This is a genomic window from Paenibacillus sp. ATY16 (assembly GCF_003399985.2).
Taxonomy (GTDB): domain Bacteria; phylum Bacillota; class Bacilli; order Paenibacillales; family Paenibacillaceae; genus Pristimantibacillus; species Pristimantibacillus glycanilyticus.
In genome coordinates, this window is the sequence record NZ_NMOK02000022.1 from 60,290 (window position 1) to 81,868 (window position 21,579).

The 21,579-nt window shown below is 53.3% G+C and carries 14 protein-coding genes; 2 read left to right on the forward strand and 12 right to left on the reverse strand.

All coding sequences use genetic code 11. The features are described from left to right. Positions 1-41: 41 nt before the first annotated feature. From CFI03_RS12050 to CFI03_RS12075, 6 genes are read right to left on the reverse strand one after another with little or no spacing between them, the layout of a single operon-like run. Positions 42-914: a sugar phosphate isomerase/epimerase family protein gene (locus tag CFI03_RS12050; RefSeq protein ID WP_116393796.1), complete on the reverse strand. Its 873-nt coding sequence runs from the start codon at positions 912-914 to the stop codon at positions 42-44. Next, positions 911-1,963 carry a glycoside hydrolase family 18 protein gene (locus CFI03_RS12055; protein WP_116393797.1) on the reverse strand — a complete coding sequence of 351 codons (1,053 nt, stop codon included), beginning with the start codon at positions 1,961-1,963 and terminating at the stop codon, positions 911-913. Before CFI03_RS12055 ends, CFI03_RS12050 begins: the two co-directional genes overlap by 4 nt. Continuing rightward, a complete protein-coding gene (locus tag CFI03_RS12060; RefSeq protein WP_116393798.1) occupies positions 1,964-4,603 on the reverse strand; it encodes a transglutaminase domain-containing protein in 2,640 nt (879 codons plus the stop codon). Next, positions 4,600-5,634: a carbohydrate-binding family 9-like protein gene (locus tag CFI03_RS12065; protein WP_116393799.1), complete on the reverse strand. Its 1,035-nt coding sequence runs from the start codon at positions 5,632-5,634 to the stop codon at positions 4,600-4,602. The genes CFI03_RS12060 and CFI03_RS12065 overlap by 4 nt, the downstream gene beginning before the upstream one ends. 28 nt (positions 5,635-5,662) lie before the next feature. Then, a complete protein-coding gene (locus CFI03_RS12070) occupies positions 5,663-6,949 on the reverse strand; it encodes an alpha-L-fucosidase (protein WP_116393800.1) in 1,287 nt (428 codons plus the stop codon). Between the two features lie 25 nt (positions 6,950-6,974). Next, the gene (locus tag CFI03_RS12075; RefSeq protein ID WP_116393801.1) at positions 6,975-8,369 is read right to left on the reverse strand and encodes an alpha-L-fucosidase; all 1,395 of its coding nucleotides are present in this window, start codon (positions 8,367-8,369) and stop codon (positions 6,975-6,977) included. A gap of 118 nt (positions 8,370-8,487) precedes the next feature. Between CFI03_RS12075 and CFI03_RS12080 the strand changes: the two genes are divergently transcribed. Continuing rightward, positions 8,488-10,746, forward strand: a complete 2,259-nt coding sequence (locus tag CFI03_RS12080) for a helix-turn-helix domain-containing protein (protein WP_116393802.1) — start codon at positions 8,488-8,490, stop codon at positions 10,744-10,746. 39 nt (positions 10,747-10,785) lie between these two features. On the opposite strand, the gene CFI03_RS12085 is transcribed toward CFI03_RS12080, so the two are convergent. From CFI03_RS12085 to CFI03_RS12100, 4 genes are all read right to left on the reverse strand, one after another. Continuing rightward, positions 10,786-12,423: a type 2 periplasmic-binding domain-containing protein gene (locus CFI03_RS12085; RefSeq protein ID WP_116393803.1), complete on the reverse strand. Its 1,638-nt coding sequence runs from the start codon at positions 12,421-12,423 to the stop codon at positions 10,786-10,788. 42 nt (positions 12,424-12,465) lie between these two features. Beyond that, positions 12,466-13,374, reverse strand: a complete 909-nt coding sequence (locus tag CFI03_RS12090) for a carbohydrate ABC transporter permease (protein WP_116393804.1) — start codon at positions 13,372-13,374, stop codon at positions 12,466-12,468. Between the two features lie 34 nt (positions 13,375-13,408). Then, positions 13,409-14,338 (reverse strand): ABC transporter permease, encoded by a 930-nt coding sequence (locus CFI03_RS12095; RefSeq protein ID WP_481857675.1) that lies wholly within the window; start codon positions 14,336-14,338, stop codon positions 13,409-13,411. 336 nt (positions 14,339-14,674) lie between these two features. Continuing rightward, positions 14,675-17,545 (reverse strand): family 78 glycoside hydrolase catalytic domain, encoded by a 2,871-nt coding sequence (locus tag CFI03_RS12100; RefSeq protein WP_116393806.1) that lies wholly within the window; start codon positions 17,543-17,545, stop codon positions 14,675-14,677. Between the two features lie 123 nt (positions 17,546-17,668). On the opposite strand from CFI03_RS12100, the gene CFI03_RS12105 reads away from it, so the two are divergent. Further along, positions 17,669-18,097, forward strand: coding sequence for an NUDIX hydrolase (locus CFI03_RS12105; RefSeq protein ID WP_116393807.1), 429 nt, complete (start codon positions 17,669-17,671; stop codon positions 18,095-18,097). 77 nt (positions 18,098-18,174) lie between these two features. On the opposite strand, the gene CFI03_RS12110 is transcribed toward CFI03_RS12105, so the two are convergent. Both CFI03_RS12110 and CFI03_RS12115 read right to left on the reverse strand, forming a co-directional pair. Continuing rightward, positions 18,175-19,152 carry an aldo/keto reductase gene (locus tag CFI03_RS12110; RefSeq protein WP_116393808.1) on the reverse strand — a complete coding sequence of 326 codons (978 nt, stop codon included), beginning with the start codon at positions 19,150-19,152 and terminating at the stop codon, positions 18,175-18,177. Positions 19,153-19,373: 221 nt separating this feature from the next. Then, positions 19,374-21,575 (reverse strand): protein kinase family protein, encoded by a 2,202-nt coding sequence (locus tag CFI03_RS12115; RefSeq protein WP_116393809.1) that lies wholly within the window; start codon positions 21,573-21,575, stop codon positions 19,374-19,376. Positions 21,576-21,579 lie beyond the last annotated feature (4 nt).

Consider the following 21,579-nt stretch of genomic DNA (forward strand, 5'->3'; position numbering starts at 1 on the left):
CGTGGGAGACCGATTTTTCATTACCGCAATAGTGGTTTTTCTCAGATTTCCTGCCATAACCGCTTTACGTTATCCATGGCAATGCTGGAGGCCATGCGGCACTCCTCCATCCCTTCGAATTCAACAGTCAGATAGCCATCGTAGCCGGATTGCTTGATCAGACGGAAGATTCGACGGAGGTCGAGATCGCCATGGCCGGCAATCGCGCCGCGCAAATACGTGCCATGGGCAGACTTGAACCAATCGCCGCCCCCCGGAGACTCGTCGCTAGGACGAATATAAAAGTCTTTAATATGGATCAGCGATGCATATGGCAAGTTGCGGCTCACGCCAACGAGCGGATTCTCGTCGACGCACAGGAAGTTGCCAACGTCGAGCGTCGTCTTGAAGTTCGGACGGTTCACCTCATGCAGGACGCGTTGCACGCGGTCGCTTGCCTGCACGCTGAAGCCGTGGTTCTCGATGGTTGTCGTAATGCCGTACGCCGCGGCGTAATCGGCGATCAGCCGGCTTCCCCTCACCATGTGGTGCAAATTCTCCTCGAACCATTGAATCGTCATGCTCTCGGGCGGAAGCGTAAACGCCGTCACGTCATGACGCATGTGCTTCATGCCGAGCCTATTTACCAGATCGACATGATCTTTAACCCGCGCGACTTCGGCCTGGAACGCGTCTTCGCCGTCTTGCACGAAGTTGGCCGGCATCGAATAGTTGGACAGCTCGACTCCCGTTTCCTTCGCCTTCTCCCGCACGGCGTCCGCAAGCTCCGGCTGATCGACAAGCGTAAAGCCGTAAGGAACGATTTCCATATGCTCGCCGCCGTTCCCGGCAATCCACTCCACAACGTCAAGCACCGACATGTCCCCCGCCTTAAGCGCGGGGAGCAGACTGTATGTACTTAGTCCAACCTTCATAAAGTCTCCCCATCTCCCCGAAATCCGTCTTGTATGGCATTCAGCAGCCGGCGGGTCCGGTCGCAGCCGAATTCCCAGAACATCAGACCGCCTAATCCGCTAGCTTTCACGAAATCGCACTTGTGCCTGATCGATTCCTCATCGTCGTAAGAGATAAAGCTTGAACCGTTAAACAGATAAGGCGCGCGAGCTTCCTCGTCCCAATAACGAACAAAGCCGTTTTTGCCAATGTATTCTGCAGTTAAAGCCGTGAAGTCCGGCCCGTACCCGCCAACGCTGCCGGCCATCTGGTGAAGCCCGCGATTCCGGTCTGGAACCTGATTCCACATCCGGGAATAGAAGGCAGCACCAATCACAATCTTCTCCTTCGGCACCCCGGCACGAACAAACAAATTGACGGAGGCATCCGTACTGATCCGGAACAAGTCTCCCGTCGGTGTATAAAGGTTGGTATGATGACCGGTCAGCACCTGGAACCCGCCGCGCATATCGTAGGTCATAAGCTGAATCAGATCCAGATATTTCTGTGCCTGATCCATCTCGGTTCCGTCAATGTAATACTGATCGGCTCCCGCCGCGATCGTAAGCAGATAATGCCTGCCCTCCAGCTCTCCTAGCTTATCCAGCGCTTCCCGGATGGCAGCGAGCAGCAGCGTAAAATTCGTGCGATCCTCCGGGCTGGCCCCGATTCCGGCTTCCCCGTAGCAAGGATACTCCCAATCCAGGTCAATCCCGTCGAAAGGATGCTCGATCACCGCGCGAACCGCCGATTCCGCCATGCGGTTTCTTCCTTCTTCCGTCGACGCCGCTTCCGAGAAGCCTCCGGCGCTCCATCCTCCGACGGAGAGCAGGATATTCAACTGCGGACGTTCCTTCTTAATCCGCGCGAGCTCGTCCAGATGGCGTAAATGATCGGTTGAAATAGCATCGCTCTTGACATGGCCAAACGCGACATTCAGATGCGTAAGCTTCGCCAAGTCTTCCCCGGTCAGCTCGGCAAGATGGTTATCGCTCGCATAGCCGGCGACCACGTAGTTCTGCTTTGTCATTTAAGATTCGCTCCCTTTCGCTTGCGATGATTCGTTGGTCTGCCTTACGGCAACCAGCGCTTGCCATGCCTCTTTCCCCATTCCGATCTTATAGCCCGACGCGGCATAACGGATGCGGTCCTTGCCATCCAGCACAAACAGATGCGGGTAGCCCGCCTCGCTGACCGCCGCCTGCGGCAGGGAGACCTGTGATCGATCTCTCGCGAATCGTACCTCTGCCGGCAATTGCTCGTATTTCGAAGGATCAAACGACGAGCTCCATTCCGCATCGCCGATAATGAGCAGGATCACTCCTCCGAGTTGGTTCAAGGAAACGGCTAGCTCCCCCAACTCGCGAAGCAAATGCTTCGTTGGCTCGCGCTCCGGCTCGATCCAAGCAACAATCGCGCCATCCTCCATGATCTGTTCGCCTATTGTCAGCTCCGAGCCGTCCAGCCCTTCGAGCGGTCTCGCCCGGTCCATAACGCCAAGCACGGGAAGATAGCGGGTGGCCTTGCGATAGGTGAGCCATACATCCGTATTCTCGCCTGCGCGTACGCGGAAATAGGTAAACCGCGCCAATACCGTGCCGTCCCGAAGTCGCATGCCCGTCGTAAGCCGGTACGAACCCGGCTCTGCCTCAAGCAGCTTGCCGTACACATCGCCAAATTTGTCCGGATAGACTAACGTTTTGTAGAATCCGTTCTCCTCAAGACGTGCCACCGAGAAATTCTCGGCATACGACGGCTCTGGCGCATCATCCGATGCTTCGGGATCGCGTTGCAGACGAATGCTGCCCTTGCTCCCGATAGGAGACTGAAACGCATTGGCGCCCTGCATCGCGTCCCGCCATTCGCCGTCAGCCATGTACTGCGAGGTTAGCTCATGCGGATGCAGCCGCGCCGGTATGCCTAAACTTCGGCAGACGGCTACGAAGAGAATGTTCAGCGAATCCAGGTCTCCCCATTGCAGCTTAAACGTGCCGACCGGATTGCCTTTCCCCTTCAGATTCGGAAGGTCCTCCCATTCGCCATGCCTTTCGCTCAGCCAGCGCATTAGCGCAGTTGGGTCCAACCGAAAGGCTTCCCGCTCCGGCTCCGTAAAAGCCGCTTGGAAAAACTGCCGGTACGGCACGATCAGCTCGTTCAGCACGCGCGGACAAAGCACGTAAGAAACGAAATCCCCGTCCGGCAGGCTTCCGCAAGCGGCAAGCGAGCCGATCAGATGATCGTCCAGCGTGTCCTTTCTCGTATCGATCAAATCTTTCTCGCGGAGGCTCTCCAAAAGCCGCAGCGGCCACTGCCCGTATTCGGCCGTCCGCTCCCGCAGGAAAGACGCGATTTCGCGGAAGTTCCCGCGCGAGCGGCTCAGAACATTCCACACCCGTTCTCCCGGAAGCCCAAGCGAAGCAGCCAATGCCTCGGCATCCTGCTTGCTTGCGAACGTGCTCTCATAGACGGCGCGAAGCTTCGCCCCTTCTTCAAGCCGGCGAGCATGCTCGCTCTCCCGCTCGCCGGACAAGGGTTCTGCAGGTTCGCCTTCGCCTTCCGGCGGAGGAAACATATCCAGATCAAAGATGCCTTCCGGCTGCCCCGTTCGATCCAAAACCAACTCATGGAGGTAATGCCCATAAGCAGCCAGCTTAACCTCGCCCCATCGGCCGTTCCAAGCACCGCGGACCAGCAGATCGCCATACCCCGTCTTAAAGCTGACTTCTCCCCGTTCGTCCGCCAAGAGCGTCGCGATCGGATAAAATTCAGCCATGTTGTACAGCTCGAAGCGCACTTCGGCGCCCGGGACAGGATTTCCGGCACTGTCTTTAACCGATAGATTAACGGTACGCGTTGGGGCGTAGTTTTCGAGCAAATTAATCTCCGTAAACCAATCGCTTGCTACCGTAATATCCTCCGGACCCGGATAGTCGGCCAGGATGCGCGTATTCAGAAGCATCGCCCGTCGGGCCGGCGGGCCGAACCACCCTTGGTCGAGCCGCGCTTCCGGCTCGCAGGCGCCGAGGTAATGCCATTCTCCGTCGGCCCAAGCCTCTACCCAGGCATGATTATCGTCGCAATGCGCCCACCTGGGCGTATAAACCTGGCGGGCGGGAATGCCGATGCTGCGCAGCGCCGCAACCGCCAGCGTCGACTCCTCGCCGCAGCGGCCCCTTGCGCTCTTGATCATCGTAAGGGGCGACATCGTTCTCAAATCGCTGCCGGTATAGGCAGCCTTCTCGTGACACCAATAATTCGTCTCCAGAATGGCCTCTTCCATCGTCAGCGACTTTATGCGATAGGCTAGCTCGTTGAACAAAATGCCGCGGTGATCCTCGATATTTTCCGTATTGACCCGGTAGGGGAGAACATAATGCAAGAACAGGGAGTCAGGCACCCGATCGCCCCAAGGGACAAGCCGGCGGATCGCCAGCGTCCTGCGCACATGGCTCAAGAACAAAGCGCCGTCATAATCCGCGAGATCGTTCACCGGCATATAGGCAAACAAATATTTGAGCGCCCAGCTCTCTTCCTCCGTCAGTTCCTCCCGAAATACATCGAATAGCTCGTGTTCCCTGGCCTGCGCCAGCTGGCGTTTTCTATTGAATTTGCTCTCGATCAGATCCCGCTCCGCCCGATTCAGCGAAAACGGCGAAGTCCAAGTCGTCATGGTCCCACTCTCTCCTTCCACAGCTTCCCGTCCTCGCGAATGCACCACAGCGACATTCCATCCTCCGACAAGGCCGAGATTTGAAACAGGCTGCGCGTCGTCTCGACGGTTGCTTCGATGGACCACCCATCGCCTTCCATCAATCGCTTCGCATCCGCTTCATACCTGCCTTCAGCCGCATAATGGTTGCGCTGGCGGTAATACAGCTTCCGCAGCTCCCACTTGATGCGCTCGTCCTCCGGCATCGCAAAAGCATGCGGACCGTCTTCGCCGGAAAACACGACATAGCCCCACAACTCCGGGTAATGCATGTTCACTATGCCCATCGGCGACCACACCCAGTTGTCCTCCGGATAGGGCTTGCCGATCTTCGGATTGATCACCTTGCGGTAGCCGCCTTCCGCCGGCTCCGCCTGCCATTCCACCCTGGAAAAGTTAATGCGCCAGAACTCCCCGGTAAGCGGCGGCCTACTCTCCGCCGCGCACTCCCGCAAGCTGGCCCAAGGAATAGCGATTTCGACGCTCCACATGCGGTTCTCCGCCGCTGGATTGTTCAGCTCGCCTTCGATATAAACGGCGCTCCGGAGTCCGGCTATATCCCAGCCGTTCACCGGCGGTCCGCCGTCGCGGTACGGCTTGACGAGAAGCAGATCCCATACCGTATTCAACGCATTGATCTCGATCTCGTAATAACCATGCGTGTCCCCGTCCGGGTCGATAAAGATTTCAAAATCGTTATCGTAAAAAATAACCGAGTCACGCTCGGTAAGCGTTGCCCAGATCTGATCCTCAAGCAGCTCCGCTCCGACATACAAATATTCGTCGTCCCACAGCATTTTGACGCGAGTCCGCTTCGCCGGCTTCGGTCGAACATCCCCTTCGATATCCGTAAAATCCTCGGTCCAGTCCGCCGCTTCCCAGAATGGCTTGTTTAAGCATCCGTCAAGCGCGAGCGGCCCTGTGGCACGCCGGCAAATATAATGCCTTGGCCCGTAATCGATCACCGGCTCCGGCACTCCGCTAAGCATCATGTCCTGTCCCCCGATCGCATTGTTCTGGCTAGTTATGGGTCACTACGGCTCCCGCGCCTCCGTAAAATTTTACTTCCTCGTCGAATTCCAGCTTCAGCACCGTTACGTGCTCATGCGTGTCTTCCGCCGTTAGACCGATCCAGGTCGTTCCCGGAATATCGAACCAAGGAACGCCTCCATGAATGTGATGCGACAGTTCTTTTCCCGAATGCAGCACGGTAATCCGCTTAATCGGATTGCATAACCCTTTCAGGCATACATGTTCCTTCGGATCGTCATAGACGAACAGGTAGAGTGTCTTCTTATCGGAGGTCAACGTGCTTCCGCCCAAATAATAACGCGTCATGATGCCTTCCCTCGTTCCGTAAACCGCCTCCGCATGCTGACGGATCCATTCGCCGAGGCCAAGCAAAATATCTTCCTGACGTTTGTCGATCGTACCGTCCTCCCGCGGCCCGATGTCCAGCAGCATGTTTCCGCCCATGGAAATGCAGTCGCAGAACATCCGGATAATCATGCCAAGCGATTTATAACGGTTGTCGGTTGGCACATAACCCCATGAGCCGTTAATTGTCGTGCAAAATTCCCAAGGCCCTTCCGGTCTCGTAATGGGAAGTCCTTGCTCCGGCGTTTTGTAATCGCCATGTCCCTGCAGCCGCGAGTTGACGATCACATCGGGATTAAACGACTTCAGATACTGCTTGAACGCCGGCAAATTCCATTGATCGGCGCTTCGTTCCCAATCCCCATCGAACCACAGCAGATCTACCCGGCCGTAATTCGTCAGCAGCTCCCGAAGTTGGCCGTCATTGAATCGTAGGAAACGCTGCCATTTGTCCCCGTCCTCGATACCGTCTGCCGGACTGGAAAAACGGTTGACTTGGCTCAGATCCTCGGGAATCCTGCCGTCCTGATAGACGCTTGGATAATCCGGATGCGACCAATCGATCAGCGAGTAGTACAGACCAAGCCGAATATTCCGCTTCGCCATCGCGTCCGCGAATGGCTTGACCAAATCCCGGCCTGCCGGCGTCTTCTTCACGACATTCAGGTCGCTAAGCTGCGTGTCCCACAATGCTACGCCGTCGTGATGCTTCGTCGTCAGAACGGCATACCTCGCACCCGACTTCTCGATCAGATCGGCCCACCTTTCCGCATCGAAGCTTGAAGCCGTAAACCCGCCAAGCTGTTTCATATATTGCTCATAGGTCATGTTCCCGTTGTAGAAGGACCATGATTCCGCCACGCCGTCAACCGCGTAAATTCCGTAATGAATGAATATGCCTAGCTTGGCGTCTTCGAACCAACTCTGCATTCCGAATCATCCCTTCTAGCGATAGTTATGCATGAATCCGGAAGACATGCGCGATTGGCGCTTCCTTAGCGGAGCGCTCCGTTTCCGGCAGACGAATGGCAATCCCGCTTTCGGTACGGCGATAGGCAACCCGCTCCTCTCCGCCGACCAAATCGATGCTTCCGGCCTCTCCGTTCCAAGGAATAAGAATCTCCTCCGGTACTTGCTCGTTTGCGTCCTTGTACAGGTAAAACGCATAGACGGCGTCGTTTTTCTGAGTAAAGCATGTATTTCCCTCCGAATACGGCTCGCAGACCCGAGTGCCATAGATCGCTTCACCGTAAACGTTCAGCCATTTTCCCATTCCTTTCATGCGGGCGATCGCCGTCACGGGCAATCTGCCATCCGGCTGAGGGCCGATGTTAAGCGCCAGGTTGCCGCCTTTTGCCACAATTTCGATGAGCAGCTGGATAAGCTGACGCACCGATTTGTAACGGTCCTCGTAACGGAAAGAAAACGAAGTCCCCATCGTAATGCAGCTCTCCCACGGCACATGCAGCGCCCGTTCCGGCAGCGTCTGCTCCGGCGTAATCAGATTCTCGTATGGCCCTCCGACGGTCCGGTCCGCCGAGAGCAGCCAAGGCTGAATTTCGCGTGCCTTCTCAACCACTTCTCCCAGCCGGATATTTTGTTTGCGGTAATCGTTCACCCATCCGGCGTCCAGCCACAGCACGTCGATCCGGCCGTAATTCGTCATCAGCTCCATAATCTGCTCATGCGTAAATTGAACGAATTTCTCCCACAGCCACGGGTATTCCGTAGGATCGTAACTCGGTCCTCTGGATGTCTTCGTATCCGGCCGTATTCCCGGCGTCCAATAATAGGGAGAATGCCAATCCGCTTTGGAGAAATAGGCGGAGATGCCAAGCCCCTTGTCCCGAAACGAGTTGAACAGGTGCTTCACGATATCCGCGTGCTTATGGGTATGGAACGGACATTCTTGTCCCGTAATGCGATATTCGGTCGTGCGCGTATCCCACATGCAGAACCCGTCATGATGCTTGGTGGTGAAGTTCAAATATTTGAAGCCGTTCTCCGCCGCAAGCTCGGCCCACAGCTCGGGCTGGAAACGAAGCGGATTAAACGTCTTGTTCAAGGCAAAATATTGCCGCTTCAGCTCTTCCGAATCGATATCCCAGTCGATACCGTCCCGGGACCAATCCCCGTCCTCGTCGCTCAAAGCCCATGATTCAACCAAGCCCAGCTGGGAGTAAGGCCCCCAGTGCATCATCAAGCCAAGCTTCTGATCCTTGAACCACTCGAGCCGCTCGAGCAGCAGGGGATCCTCCGGCTTCACCCAGCTCTCCTCGCTGCTGTAGTTATGTACCCCTTGCTCGACTGCTTCTTCCGATTCCGCAATTGCCTGTTCCTTCTCACTCATCCTATTTCCTCCTAAAAAACCATTCTTTCAATCCGATTAACGTTGTATAATAGATTTAATTTTCAGATATTTAAGATTTGTAAAAGAGATAGATAACCGTTGTCAGGGGGCGTACCATTTGAACCGGAACTATTTCAAGTCCAAGCTTTTTCTGAAATACACTTGGTCCTATTTATTCATCTTGTTGATTCCTTTGATTTTTACGTCGATCTTTATTTATGAAAACGCATCGCACCGCCTTCGTTCCGAAATCGAACGCTCCCATCTCGACCAGCTGACGCAAGCCGAAACGATCATCGACGGTCGAATGAAGGAACTAAGCGAGATTGCGGTCCGCATCTCGTACGACCACAGGCTTGCCTCTTACCTCGTGCACGATCCGATTCATAGCGGAGAAGCGATTGAAGCTCTTGACCAATACAAAGCAACAAGCTCGATCATCGGGGAGCTGTACTTGTATTTCCACAAGGACGACCGCATTTATTCCAGTGAAGGGATGAACCATTTCGACGTATTCACGAGCAATCTTCTGTTTCAGAATTGGAATAAAGACGCGGTATACCAGGATTTAAACGACGTCAAATTCCCGACAATGCGGCCTGCCGATATGGCAAGCAACTCTTCCGGCCGGAAACAATCGATGCTCGCCTATCTGATTCCGATCAAACCCAATAATCCGAATCCATACGGAACGGTTATGTATTTGATCCGGAAATCCGAGCTGACGAGCCTCATCGATTCCATTCTGGGCAATTATCAGGGCCAGTCGTATATTCTCGATAACCAAGGCCAAATTCTGGTGGACAACCTCCAAGGCGAGACGTTATCGGATACGGACACCCGTTCTTTGTTCGGTCATTTGACCCCGGGTATTCAAAAGCATGTTCTAAACGGCAAGGAGCATTCGATCGTCTCCGTCCAATCGCCGGTCAACGGCTGGACCTACGTGACCATCATGCCAAGCGAGCAATTCTTCAGCAGTGTCCTGCATGTTCGCAGCTTTATCATTATGCTGCTCATCTTTGTTGTGGCCGCCGGAGCGGCAATCGCGCTGCTCTTGGCCCGCATGCAATACCAGCCGATTTCCACGCTGGTTGAGTTCGCTGCCTCCAAGAGCTGCAAGCCTCTGAGCCGTCCCGGCGAGTCCCGCAACGAATTGGACCGGATTCGGACAACGCTGCTTGAATACAGTGCCCGGGTTGATCTGCAAGAGCCGTTCGCCCGCCATCATCTGCTCTCCATGCTGCTCCGGTTCGGCAGCTCGCGGATTCTGACGCCCGAGTTAAGAGAGGCGCTGGACCTCCGATTCGACCGCTCGCTTCATTTCGTCATGGTGATTGGCTGGATTAGCAGCGAAAAAAACGGCGTATTGGAGCATCAGGAGATACTGGAGCTGTTAACGCATATGGAGTTCCCGAATCTGAACAGCCACGGGTACGGCGTCGAGCTCTCCCAATTAGGTCAGATCGGCGTCCTGGTCAGCTTCGATCCGGATGAAGCTGCCGGCGAATTCGAACACAAGCAGCTTATCGTTGAAGCTTTGCGCAGTCATTTGACGGAATCTTGCCAGATTCAGCCGGTCATTGGCGTCGGCACGAGCTATTCCGGGCCGGAGGGGCTGAATCAAAGCTATATCGAAGCCTGTTCCGCCTACGACCTGCGAGTATCGTCGAGCTCCGGATCGGTGAATTATTTCGAGAAACAATCGGTTGCGACGGATCAAACCTTCTGGATACCGAATAACACATTGTTAAAGCTCTCCCAGAGCTTAAAGCAAGGCAGCTTCGAAGTAGCTTCGCAAATGATCCAGTCGGCCATCCTGAGCCTGCGGCAGTCCGAGCAATCCACGCTGCTCATACGCTGCATCGGCATCGATCTGTTGAATACCATTCTGAAGACCGCCTCCGAACTCGAGAACCAGCGGCTGATTCAAGAAATTGCGCCGCAGATGATCTCGGGCCAATCGCTGGACGAGCTGGAGCGCAATCTCCTTCATTTGGCTTCCCGGCTATGCGAGCAGGTGGAGCAGGCCAATCAGAAGGAAGAACAATCGCTTACCGACCGGATGATCGCTTACATCGAAGAACATTTTGCGGACAATGCCCTTAGCCTCGAGACGGTCGCTTCCGAATTCAGCCTGTCGCCGTCCCACGTCAGCCGCTCCTTCAAGGAGAAGATGGGCGTGAACTTCGTCCAATACATCTGGCAGAAAAGGCTGGAAGAAGTGATGCACCAGCTGAAGACGACGGACGATTCGCTCAAAGACATCATTGTCCGGGTCGGCTACGTGGACGCGCCTAACTTCATCCGCAAATTCAAGAAGGAGACCGGCTACACGCCGGGGCAATACCGCAAAATGTTCGCGTACGTCCAATAGAATCAACCGCCAACGACCGGGGTCGTTGGCTTATTCACGTTACTTGCCCGACTTCCAGCGGTCGTACGCGCCTTGGTATACTTCCGCTATACGGTCTCCGCCCATTTTTTTAACCTGCGCCAGATACTTGTCCCAGCCCGACATCGGCTCTTGTCCCGTCACGAACTTCGCTTCCATCTGCTGAACGTAAGTGTCCAGATCGGACAGCAAGGATGTAATTTCGCTTTGCTCGTCATTAGTCAGATAGACGTTAGGGAACGGAGCCTTGCCGATTGGCTTCAGCTTTTCTTCGCTTTCCTTTTGAATCCAATTATCGAATTCGGTCGTAAGACCATTCGTTAGTTCGTTAATTTTGATACCCGGCGTTAAGATCCCGAAGTTTGGCGTAAGCGTGCCGCGGAAATCTTCGCGATCCTGGCCGTTCGGAAGCTCGACCCATTCCTTCTCGTGCGTATCCTTGTTCTTGTACTTCCAGAGCATGCCTTCAGGTCCTTGGTTCATAAGCGTTGCGCCTTCGTAGCTGTATTGATAGTCAACCCAGCGCATGGTCGCCTCCGGATTAGGATCCTTGCTTGTAATGGCAAACGTTCCGTTCGCGGAGATGCCCGGATGCATGCCATAGACCGGCGTTCCCGCGATTTCGCTGCTGACCGGCGTCATAAGCGGATTATCCCCGCTAGGCTCGCCTCCAAGCGTGAAGTAAGGGAAATAGTCGTTAAACAAGGCGATCTGGTTATTCTGGCCTTTCGCTTTTTTCTGGTCGGAGGTTTGCGAGAAGGTCTCGTGATCCAGCAGGTTCTCGTTCCACAAACGGTTCATGAACGTCAAGTAACCCTTGTAGCCTTCCTCTTGCGGCGAATAGTGAACCTTGCCATCCTTATCGGCATAGATCGTCTCGTCATACATGCCCCAGAATCCGAAGAAGAACATGCGCAGATCGTCCAGCTTCACGGAAGTGAGCGGAATTTCGTCCTTCTTCCCGTTTCCGTTAGGATCCTCGTCCCTCACCCGCTTCAGGAAGTTGTACAGCTCCTCCGTCGTCTTCGGCAGCTCCGTTACGTTTAACGCCTTGAGGAACTTGCCGTTGTACCACATCGGACTGCGGTACCAGATCGCCGACAGATCGATGTACGGAAGAGCATACATATGTCCGTCAGGCGTCGTAAACGATTTGCGGATGTCCGGATGCTCGTCGAAAATTTTCTTGAGATTCGGCGCGTAGCCTTCGTCAATATACTTCTCCAGCGGAATAAGCACGCCTTGGGTTCCGTACGTCACCTGCTCAGCCGGCGTCAAATCCGGAGCGTAGAGGACATCCGGCAGGTCTCCGCTCGCGAATACGAGGTTCTTCTTCGTGGAGAAGCTGTCCAGCGGCGTCAATTGATAGGTGAACTTGATATTCGTCAGCTTTTCCATTTCCTTTAACGCCGGCATGGTGTTCCAGTCTGCTTTGCCCACGTCCTGCGACATCATCTTAAGAGTGATCGGCTTGTCTACGATAGGAAAGCCGTCTTTTTTTACGCCGCTATCGGTAGAAGCCTCGGGTGAAGAAGAATTTGCAGAAGAGGATGGCGAAGCGGAATTGTTGTTCTCGCCCGAAGAACTGCAGGCAGCCAGCATGCTGGCTAACATGGTAACGCTGAGAATAACGGATGATGCCCTGGAAATCCTGTTCATGCAATACACACTCCCTTTTATTAGTTGATTGATATGGGAAGATCAGCCCTTAACGGAACCGATCATTACACCCTGAACGAAATAACGCTGCAAGAATGGATAGATCACGATAACCGGAATGGTAGCGACGATAATAACGGCATATTTGACGAGCGCCGCAATCTCCGCCTTGCTGTTCATGGCCGTTGCCGAAGAGATGTCGATCGCGCCTCCTCCTTGCGCCCCCATCTCCTGAAGAACCAGGATTTGACGCAAGACAAGCTGCAGCGGATACTTTCCGGCCTCGTTCAGATAAATGAGCGCCGAGAAATAACTGTTCCAGTTGCCTACCCCGTAAAACAACGCCATTACGGCGATGATCGGCAGCGAGAGCGGCAGTATGATTCTGAAAAACAGCCGCATATTCGAGCAGCCGTCAATCTGCGCGGCTTCCTGCAGCTCCTTCGGAATGGAGCTTTGAAAAAAGGTGCGGGATACGATTATATTCCAGATGGACGCGGCGGACGGAAGAACGATCGCCCACATCGAATTCATCATGCCTAATTCCTTCACGAGGAGATAAGTTGGGATCAAACCGCCGCTGAAGAACATGGTAACCATAAACATGCCCATGAAGAAGTTTCTCCCGACGAAATCTCTGCGGCTTAGCGCGTAAGCTGCGGGCAGCGTCACGAACAAGTTGATCGCCGTCCCAACTACCGTATAGATGATCGTATTTTCGTAGCCAATCCATATATTGGTGTTCTTGAACACCATCTTGTAGCCTTCTAACGTAATACCTTTCGGCCACAGCCACATCTCTCCCGAAGCCACGGCCTTCGGATCGCTGATGGATGCGCTGATCATATACACCAGCGGATAGAAAACGATCAGAAAGGCGAGAAAAACGTACAAGTAATTGCAAGCGAGAAATAGTTTATCGCCCCTGCTCTCTTTAATGCCATGGAACATGCGTCTCCAGCCTCCTTCTTCGTAAGCATTCACTTTACCACAAGCTGTTCTCGCTCGTCCGGCGAACGATCTGATTTACGGCTATCAGCAGAATGGCGTTTATGACGGAATTAAACAGGCCAACCGCTGCCGAGAAGCTGTATTGGGCATTCTCCAGACCGGAACGGTAGACGAAGGTAGCGATGACGTCGGAAGACTCCATATTAAGCGGATTCTGGAGCAGCAGGATCTTTTCGAACCCAACCCCAAACAAGCTCCCCATGTTCAAAATAAGCAAAATGGTCATCGTCGGAATCAAGACGGGTATATTAATGTGGCGAATGCGCTGGAACCGCGAAGCCCCGTCGATAATGGCTGCTTCATGAAGCCCGGGATCCACGCCGGATAAGGCGGCCAAATAAATGATCGTCCCCCAGCCCGCGCTCTGCCACACGTTCGAGAATACGTACATCGTCTTGAACCATTTGGGATCGGTAAGAAATTCCGGTGTGCCAAAGCCAAGCCATTGAATGACATGAACCAGAATTCCGGTAGACGGCGACAGGAAAGATATAATCATCCCGGCCATAACGACAACCGATATGAAGTGAGGAGCATAGGTAACCGTCTGGGCCATCTTTTTGAAAAAGCCGTTGCGTACTTCATTAAAGGCCAGCGCCAGTATGATCGGAATCGGAAAGCCAATCGCTAGATCATAGAGACTGACGCTCAGCGTATTCCAGATCAAGTCCCAGAAATAATAGGAATGGAAGAACCGGTCAAAATGGTCCAGTCCAACCCAAGGACTTCCCATTATTCCTTTGGTCGGGATAAACGATTTGAACGCGATCTGGACGCCGTACATCGGCAGGTAACAAAAGATAAGAAAGTAGAAAAAAGCCGGTGCAACAAAAAGGTACAATTCCCAGTTCTGCACGATCCTTCTTCCGAGCCGCTTGGTCGAAGTCCCGGATCGTAGCGCCATGCTGCCCGTTGCGGCAGCCTTCGAATCTTGCATCGGATCACCTCTTCCAAATAGGTTCAAGTGCTCTCGCCGCGAAGGAACGTTTGCTTGTCCTTGTCAGCGCTTACTTCCGAGGATAGAGCATGGAAGCGGCCAACGTAAATATGTCGTTTTCGTGAACGCGAAAAGCACTACCCGACAAGGCCGGAGCAATGATGACAATCTCTACAGACAATCGGACAATATGTTGTTTTCGCAGCGGGATTAGGCGCCCAGCCTGTCCTTGTCAAAATTGACATATTCGAATCTATCCGAAGACAAAGAAAAGCCGGGTCAACAAGGACCCGGCTTTCCCTATTATAAGGGCAGCTTTTTCGTTCTGACAATGGAAACATTCCCTGTTAAGGCTTCAGGCAGCTGAACATCAAGCTCAATCTCTTCCGGAGCCGAAATTCGAAGGGACATGACGTCATCCGCGATGCTCCAGTCCACCTCGATGGTTCCTCCGTCTGGAAGCGGTACTGCGCCTCTTGCCCATTTCAAATCGCATGGAGCCGGCTCGATCCTCACTTTGCTCCAGCCGCTGTCCAGCCGTTTGACTCCAAGCACGTTGCGTCCCAGGAAATAAGCCGGGCCAGCAGACCACGCATGACAATGGCTGCGGGTAAGCAGCTCGGCATTGGCGCGATTTTCCGTAAAATTCGGGTACATCTCCCAGCATGTCGTTGCATCGTTTGCGATCATCAAGCCGTAATTGCGGCGGATATCGTCAAGCATGGCGGGGATATGCCGCATCGCTTCCAGCGCTTCATAGTAGAAGAATGACATAAACGGACTGCCGATCTGCACAAACGACGCCGGCGGCTGTAGAAGATAGGATTCCAGCTTTGCTCTGCGCTCCCCTTGAGCGATGCCGCACAATAGAGCAACGACCTGCGTCTGCATGCTGTAGATGTCCGAGCGCCGTCCGTCAGCATGAATACAATCGAGGTAAGCTCCGCGCTCCTCATCCCATAAATGATCGTTTATGGCTTGTTCCAGTAATACAGCCGCTTCGGCAAAAGAGACTCCTTCATCCGCTTTCCCTGCTTCGACGGACATTTGTACCGCTTGCCGGAGAGTCTTTGTCAGGAACAGATTCTGGTGGGTAACGACACCTTCGTTCGGCTGGTCAATCGGCGCCCAGTCGAGCAGGTTCCAGCCCCGCATGTCGAGCAGCCCCTCCGCATTGATGTGGGTCAAATAATGCTCGAGCGTAAAGCGGACATGGGGCCACATCTCGGCGGCAAAAGCCTTGTCTCCCGTATGTTCCACATATTCCATCGTCGCGAGCACCCAGAAGAACGTCCAGTTCGGAATAACGCTCGTCCAGCCGCTTGGCACCTGATCCATATAGAGCGGGGATCTGTCCTTCGAGCCCGGGACAAGACGCAGGCAGCGTTTCACGATGTCCAGCTCGCCAAAAACATAATAGTTAACCAATGCCTCGTTGCGGCTGTCTCCCACCCAGTAAGTCTGCTCGTATGAAGGGCAGTCTACAAACGTATCCTCCATGCAGTTCCGGGTCGTATGCTGGCTGATCGCCCAGATGTCGTTCAGCAGCGGGTCGGAGCTATGGAATGTTCCGGCTTCCGCAACCGGATAAGTGCTCTGCACCATATAGACCTCATGCAGCTTAACAGGCCCTGCCGCTCCTCTAATGGTCAGCACCGCGTAACGGAACCCGCGCCGGACCGGCGATTCGTATTGCTGCCGGCCTTCCCGGCAAACGTATCTGAACGTATTATCGAGACCAAACGTATGCTGCCGGAAATCCGCTTTTAAATATTCAAGGCCATATACATCCACAACCGTCCCAGCCGGAGCTTCAAGCTCGAAGCCGAAAAAGCCGGTCCGCTGCTTGCCGAGATCAATGACGAGCTCGGTATCTCCATCTTGGAAGCGAGGGATTACCGCATATTCCCGCACTGCCGTCAGGCAGGCATTAAGAGCCGAAGGCAAGGCGTACCGCTCGGCTTCCGGACGCCATACATTGGAGCCAAATACGTCCTGCTCGGTATAATAAACGCCTTCCAGAGGGCGGATCCAAGAGTGAACGGCAGCAAGCTCCTCCATTGAAGCGGCTCCTGCCGCTTTTATATAGTTAGGCTCATTCCGGTCAATCTGCCTGTTTTCCCTTGTATCCATGTATTCCGTATCGTCAAAAGGTCCAATAAGCAGCCACGGCGTCTCCCCGGCCGGATCGGGAGAATGAAGCGAGAACTTCTGCTCCGAATGGATCGCCACGTGGTAAGCCCCCCCATGATCCCCTTGGGTAATATCAAGCAGAAGAAAATGCTCGCCGGCTTCCAGCTCTACCTCATAGTAACGCTCCGGATCGTTGCCGTAACTCTTCTCAATCCGTTGTCCGTCGATCCAGAGCTTCTCGCCGCGGGATTGCAAGATGCCAACCGTCACCTGGCCGGCTTCGGCCAGCGAAAGCGTCGTTGCCATGTAGCCCATATATTGGATAGGATTGGCATGCTCCACCGAACCGGGAACCATTGCGTTCCGAAGATCGATAGCTGCCGTCCAGGCAGGCGGCTTAACCCGCTGGAGGGACTCAATGCGGGAAGGATACAGCTTCTCTTCCGTCAGGAACGGGATATCGCGGGGAATCAGCTTCTTCCACGGCCCTTCCCCGACTTCAGCAACGTGTGAAGCCTGCAACCAAGAAGAATCGTCGTAGGCTGTCTCCGTCCAATCGCCATCCGATTCCCTCGCATCGTAAATTTCCGCAAAGCCTTGCTGACACGACATCCGGGGAGCCGCGGTATGATGGCCTCTCAGCTTCTCCGTCTTCCAGGACGTATCCGTCGCTGCCAGCACGTCAGCGCCTGAAGCGATTTCCGCGAGAAGACCGCCCTTCCCCCGCAAATAATAGAAGTTGGTTACGCCAAAATGCAGCACAAGAACGGCAATCGTGTTCCTTCCGCCCGACTGAAGTAAATGACCGATGGAATAGGTATCGTAAAACTGCTCCTCCGGCCAAGAACGGACCGGACCTCTGCCGACTTGCACCCCGTTCACATAAGCAACGTATCTCGAATCCGCGCTAATTCGCAGCTGCGCATCGGATGCTCCCTCCCCCGGCACGTCAAACGTTGAACGGAAGCAGCGCCATTCGTTGCGAGGGCTTTCCTCCTCCCCTCCCCAAATCCATCGAGCCTTCCAAGCCGTTTCCTTCATCGTCTTTTCCTCCTCGTCCTATTGAAAGCATTTTCTGACTGCCTTGTCTTCACCGCAACTTAATTCCAGTTATTGGCGTTAAAGGAATAGAGCTCATACCTTAACTACCAAGGAGGAATAGGTTTGTCGGACAAGCTAATGGGCGCGGCAGCGATTATTACCAATACCGAAGGCAAGGTGCTGCTGGTCAAGCATAGTTATGGCAAGAACAATTGGGATCTGCCGGGAGGCAAATCGGAAGCTAACGAATCGGCGCAGCAGACTGCCGCAAGAGAAGTGGTTGAGGAGACCGGGTTGACGGTCGAGATTGGCGCGTTAACGGGGATCTATTACGATCCGGCTTATGATATGCACCACTTTGTCTTCTTGGCGGATATTCATGGCGACCGGCATCCCGTGCCAAGCTCTCCGGAAATACTGGAATGCCGCTATTGCGATCCCGCTGATCTCCCCCGGCCAATCAGCGATTTTACCAGCAACCGGATTCTTCATGCGCTAGATTCAAACCGCAAGTCTCTCTTCCATACCATTAGCCCTAGGCAATGGATTTAAGAGGATCCTCTGGTTAAAAAACAAAGCTCCTTCGCATCCAGCTCATGCTGGCATTAGAGGGAGCTTTATTTTGTTTCTTATTTTCTGCCAAGGGCTTGCCGGATGAGCTCCACTTCCTGCGTTGTCAGCGGCGCTCCCGCCGCCAACGCGTTGGATTCCACTTGACGGATATTTTTGAAGCCGGGTATGACGCATGCATTTGGAGATTGTGCCAACGCAAATTGAATAGCTGCTCTAACCAGATCCTGCGTGCTTTCGCCAAAATTGTCTTTAAGAGGCTGAAGCTGTCTGCGGATCTCGAGCAAGCGTTCCTTGGAATAGGATTGATTCGTTGAACGGATATCCCCTTCCCCAAACTTTGGAGGATGCTCCGGATCGAATTTATCCAGCAGCAAACCTTGAGCAAGCGGTCCGAATAAGACCATGCCTAGATTCTGCTCTTCCGCCCAGCGGAATAGATTGGTATTCTCCCGATCAAATTCATTGCCGAAGGCGTTGTAATGGAACTGCAGCACATCCGGACGAGTTACCGGACATACCCGCATAAAATCGGCATAGCTGTATGCCGATTGGCCAATGACGCGGACCTTGCCTTCCTTCTGAAGCTCGCGCATCGTATCTGCTGCTTCCTCCAGATAGCGGTCTTCCGGGCCAAAGTTCGTATTATGGAAATAATAGAGATCCACATGATCCGTTCCGAGATTCGTAAGCGTCTGCTCCAGCTGGTGACGGATATGCACCGGCTGCATCGCGTTAGGTGCGGTTCCTCTGAACCATCCTACCTTGGAGGCTACAACAACGGAATCGCGGGGAACATCCTTCAGGAACTGTCCGATTACCCGCTCCGAATGGCCGTCGCCGTATACATCCGCTGTATCCAAATGGTTAATGCCAAGCTCATGCGCTCTGCGCAAGCCGGCAAGAGACTCGTTGTCGTCATTGCCCGACCAGCCAACGGGTTCACCGTCCCGCCACGATGGCCCGCCAATCGCCCAGCAGCCCAAGCTAATCTCGCTTACCTTCAACCTGGATCGTCCTAGTACACGGTATTCCATGACTATCACCTCTAAGTGAAATATGAATATTTAATATAACATATGATTCCATTCATTATAACATTAGAGATTTTACGGAATAAGAAGTGAAAAATTATTTACTTAGTTACTCCAGGATACTGTGGGATTGCGACATCAATATGAAGACAATTGGCAATAAACCGCAATAAAAATCCCCTCCGGGCTACCGGAAGGGGATGCTAACTCGGGATAATGGAAGTTTACCCTCGAAACAGGAATATTTGCTTTACGTACCTTATAAAATGAACATCCGTATACGATGCCAGTCGTTTGTTTAGATCGCGATATTCCTCCAGTTTGTCTGAATGGCGTTTACTTCGTTCATCGATCTGCCTATCAAAGCGATGAAGCTCGTTCTCAAGCCGGGTTCTGGCAGCCTCCAATTCACTCGTTAAGGAATCCACCTCAGGATGATGGGCCTGCTTGATCAAAGCTAATCTTTCCTGTGCTTCGGTTTTATACGTTTGTTCCGCATCGGTTAATTTTGACTTTCGATCCTTATACTTTAACGCTATGGCAGAGATTTCACTGTGAGGAAGAACTGCAGGAATTTTAGTCCGGTACTTGCGTTCGATTTTTCTTTTCCAGTCGACCAGCGCCTTCGCTTGAGACCGGCTCATGCCTACATGAACCGAACCGCCGTTTTTTAAAATCAAATAGGCCCTATCGATTTGTTTGCGGCCATAGGACTGATTGATCGTAATGTCCATGAAATCGGCCGGCGTTCGAATTCCGTTCGTTCTTAAACGGCGCTTCATTTCATCGTCGATCTCCGGAATTTTTTCCTGGCTTATCTTATGTTTCGTTATTTGCACTTCCAGCCATGTTTTTTGGAACGAGGCCAATTTGCCGGACAGCTCCGTTTTTTCCTCATGGTCAATGTTCCGTCTTTCGCCAAATAACCCGTTTAAATGAATATGAAGCTCCTTCTCCACCGCTTCCTTTTCATGCCTTTCCCGATAAGCGGCTTCCTCGAGCTTTTGTACGCAAGCGTAGATCGATTCCTCTTCCATTTGACTAAAGCTTTGCTTGTTATCGTTTAATTCCTTCAATTCGCTTCTCAGTTCGGACAGGACAAGCTCCAGCCTTTTTATGTTTTCGCGCGTTTCTCTCTTTTCCCGGACGGCGGGAACCTTTCCGTAACGCCAGCTTAAAAAGGCCATCTCCGTTCCAAAACCTATTATCGAACAGAAGAGTAGCGCTGCGACCGGGGCACTGCCGTACAAAGCAGCCGCGGCTAACGCTGCCGCGAGTAAAATCAGGTAAGAAACGAAGCTGTCCCGCAAAAGCAAATACGTTGATCGCTTTTTGCGCGGCGCCCTGTCCAACGTAATATGGTCCAACACCCATGACGTCCCGCCGGAATACGAGGTTTCCGGCGGCGATATGACGGCATCCTTCCTTGGCATTCGCTTCAAGAACCGATCATACAAGACGATTAGTGAAGTCTTAAATGCCGTATTTTTGGAGGTGGATGAGATAGGGAGGCTTGAAGGCTGCATCTCCTTCTCTCCCGAATCAGGATCTGGGAGTCTAGGCACCTCCGGCACTTCCATGGCCGCGAAAACGCGAAGGGCGTTTGCTGACTTGCGTACCGCTTCTTCTTCAACCATCGTCAGTAATTCGAACGCCCGTGAAACATCCGGACTAACAAAGTCATTCCGCCGAAAAAGTAGGCTTTCCTCCGCCTCACCCGCTTCAAGCGAATGCCATAATGAGGGATCGGAACGAACAGCTTCGATCGATATCCAAATCACCCATGCCGAAAAGTGATCGATATAGGGGCCGAAATGTCCTTCATTCCTTCCCGGGTGTTGGTAGTTCCGATGACCAAGCTCGTTGCTTGGCATGCCGTTTAAAGCGGGGACATACATCCCGTCGTAATCGATCAGAATGATTTCATTATTGTGGATCCATATATTCCCATGCTGCAAGTCGCCATGGCCAATATTGGCCGAGCTCAGCTCGCGGGTCATTATTATCCATTTATCGGAGAGTTCCTGCAGCAGGTCGGCATTTTGCAGGTTCCGCTCCATGTAATCGAGCAGCGACTCTCCTTCCACCCACTGCATTTTTACGATCGGAAACCACTGGCCGTTAATGTTGATGCCTTCGGAAAGATATTCGAATGGGACGAGATAAGGAAGAGGATTGGAGCGTAAATGCAAGCTGATGGCATCGTAGCGGATCTTCTGATCCTTCACATTGTTAGTGAAACACCTGACCGCCCACTCTCTTTCGCCACAATTCAGTTTGTACACGCTGGCGAAGCTTCCCGATATCGGACGGGGGAGGCCGAGCTTATCCAATTCAGGAAAGCCAGCCTGCAGATCCGGGTCCTTGAAGCAGATACGCGGATTTTGGATGGCTTCCCTATAATCCTGCGGAGTGGGCCAGAACAATAGC

Excerpts from the sequence above, each read along its gene's own strand:
- CFI03_RS12110 (WP_116393808.1), bottom strand. The coding sequence starts at position 19,152 with ATGGAATACCGTGTACTAGGACGATCCAGGTTGAAGGTAAGCGAGATT.
- CFI03_RS12085 (WP_116393803.1), bottom strand. The coding sequence starts at position 12,423 with ATGAACAGGATTTCCAGGGCATCATCCGTTATTCTCAGCGTTACCATG.
- CFI03_RS12070 (WP_116393800.1), bottom strand. The coding sequence starts at position 6,949 with ATGCAGAGTTGGTTCGAAGACGCCAAGCTAGGCATATTCATTCATTAC.
- CFI03_RS12050 (WP_116393796.1), bottom strand. The coding sequence starts at position 914 with ATGAAGGTTGGACTAAGTACATACAGTCTGCTCCCCGCGCTTAAGGCG.
- CFI03_RS12100 (WP_116393806.1), bottom strand. The coding sequence starts at position 17,545 with ATGAAGGAAACGGCTTGGAAGGCTCGATGGATTTGGGGAGGGGAGGAG.
- CFI03_RS12055 (WP_116393797.1), bottom strand. The coding sequence starts at position 1,963 with ATGACAAAGCAGAACTACGTGGTCGCCGGCTATGCGAGCGATAACCAT.
- CFI03_RS12095 (WP_481857675.1), bottom strand. The coding sequence starts at position 14,338 with ATGGCGCTACGATCCGGGACTTCGACCAAGCGGCTCGGAAGAAGGATC.
- CFI03_RS12090 (WP_116393804.1), bottom strand. The coding sequence starts at position 13,374 with ATGTTCCATGGCATTAAAGAGAGCAGGGGCGATAAACTATTTCTCGCT.
- CFI03_RS12060 (WP_116393798.1), bottom strand. The coding sequence starts at position 4,603 with ATGACGACTTGGACTTCGCCGTTTTCGCTGAATCGGGCGGAGCGGGAT.
- CFI03_RS12065 (WP_116393799.1), bottom strand. The coding sequence starts at position 5,634 with ATGATGCTTAGCGGAGTGCCGGAGCCGGTGATCGATTACGGGCCAAGG.
- CFI03_RS12075 (WP_116393801.1), bottom strand. The coding sequence starts at position 8,369 with ATGAGTGAGAAGGAACAGGCAATTGCGGAATCGGAAGAAGCAGTCGAG.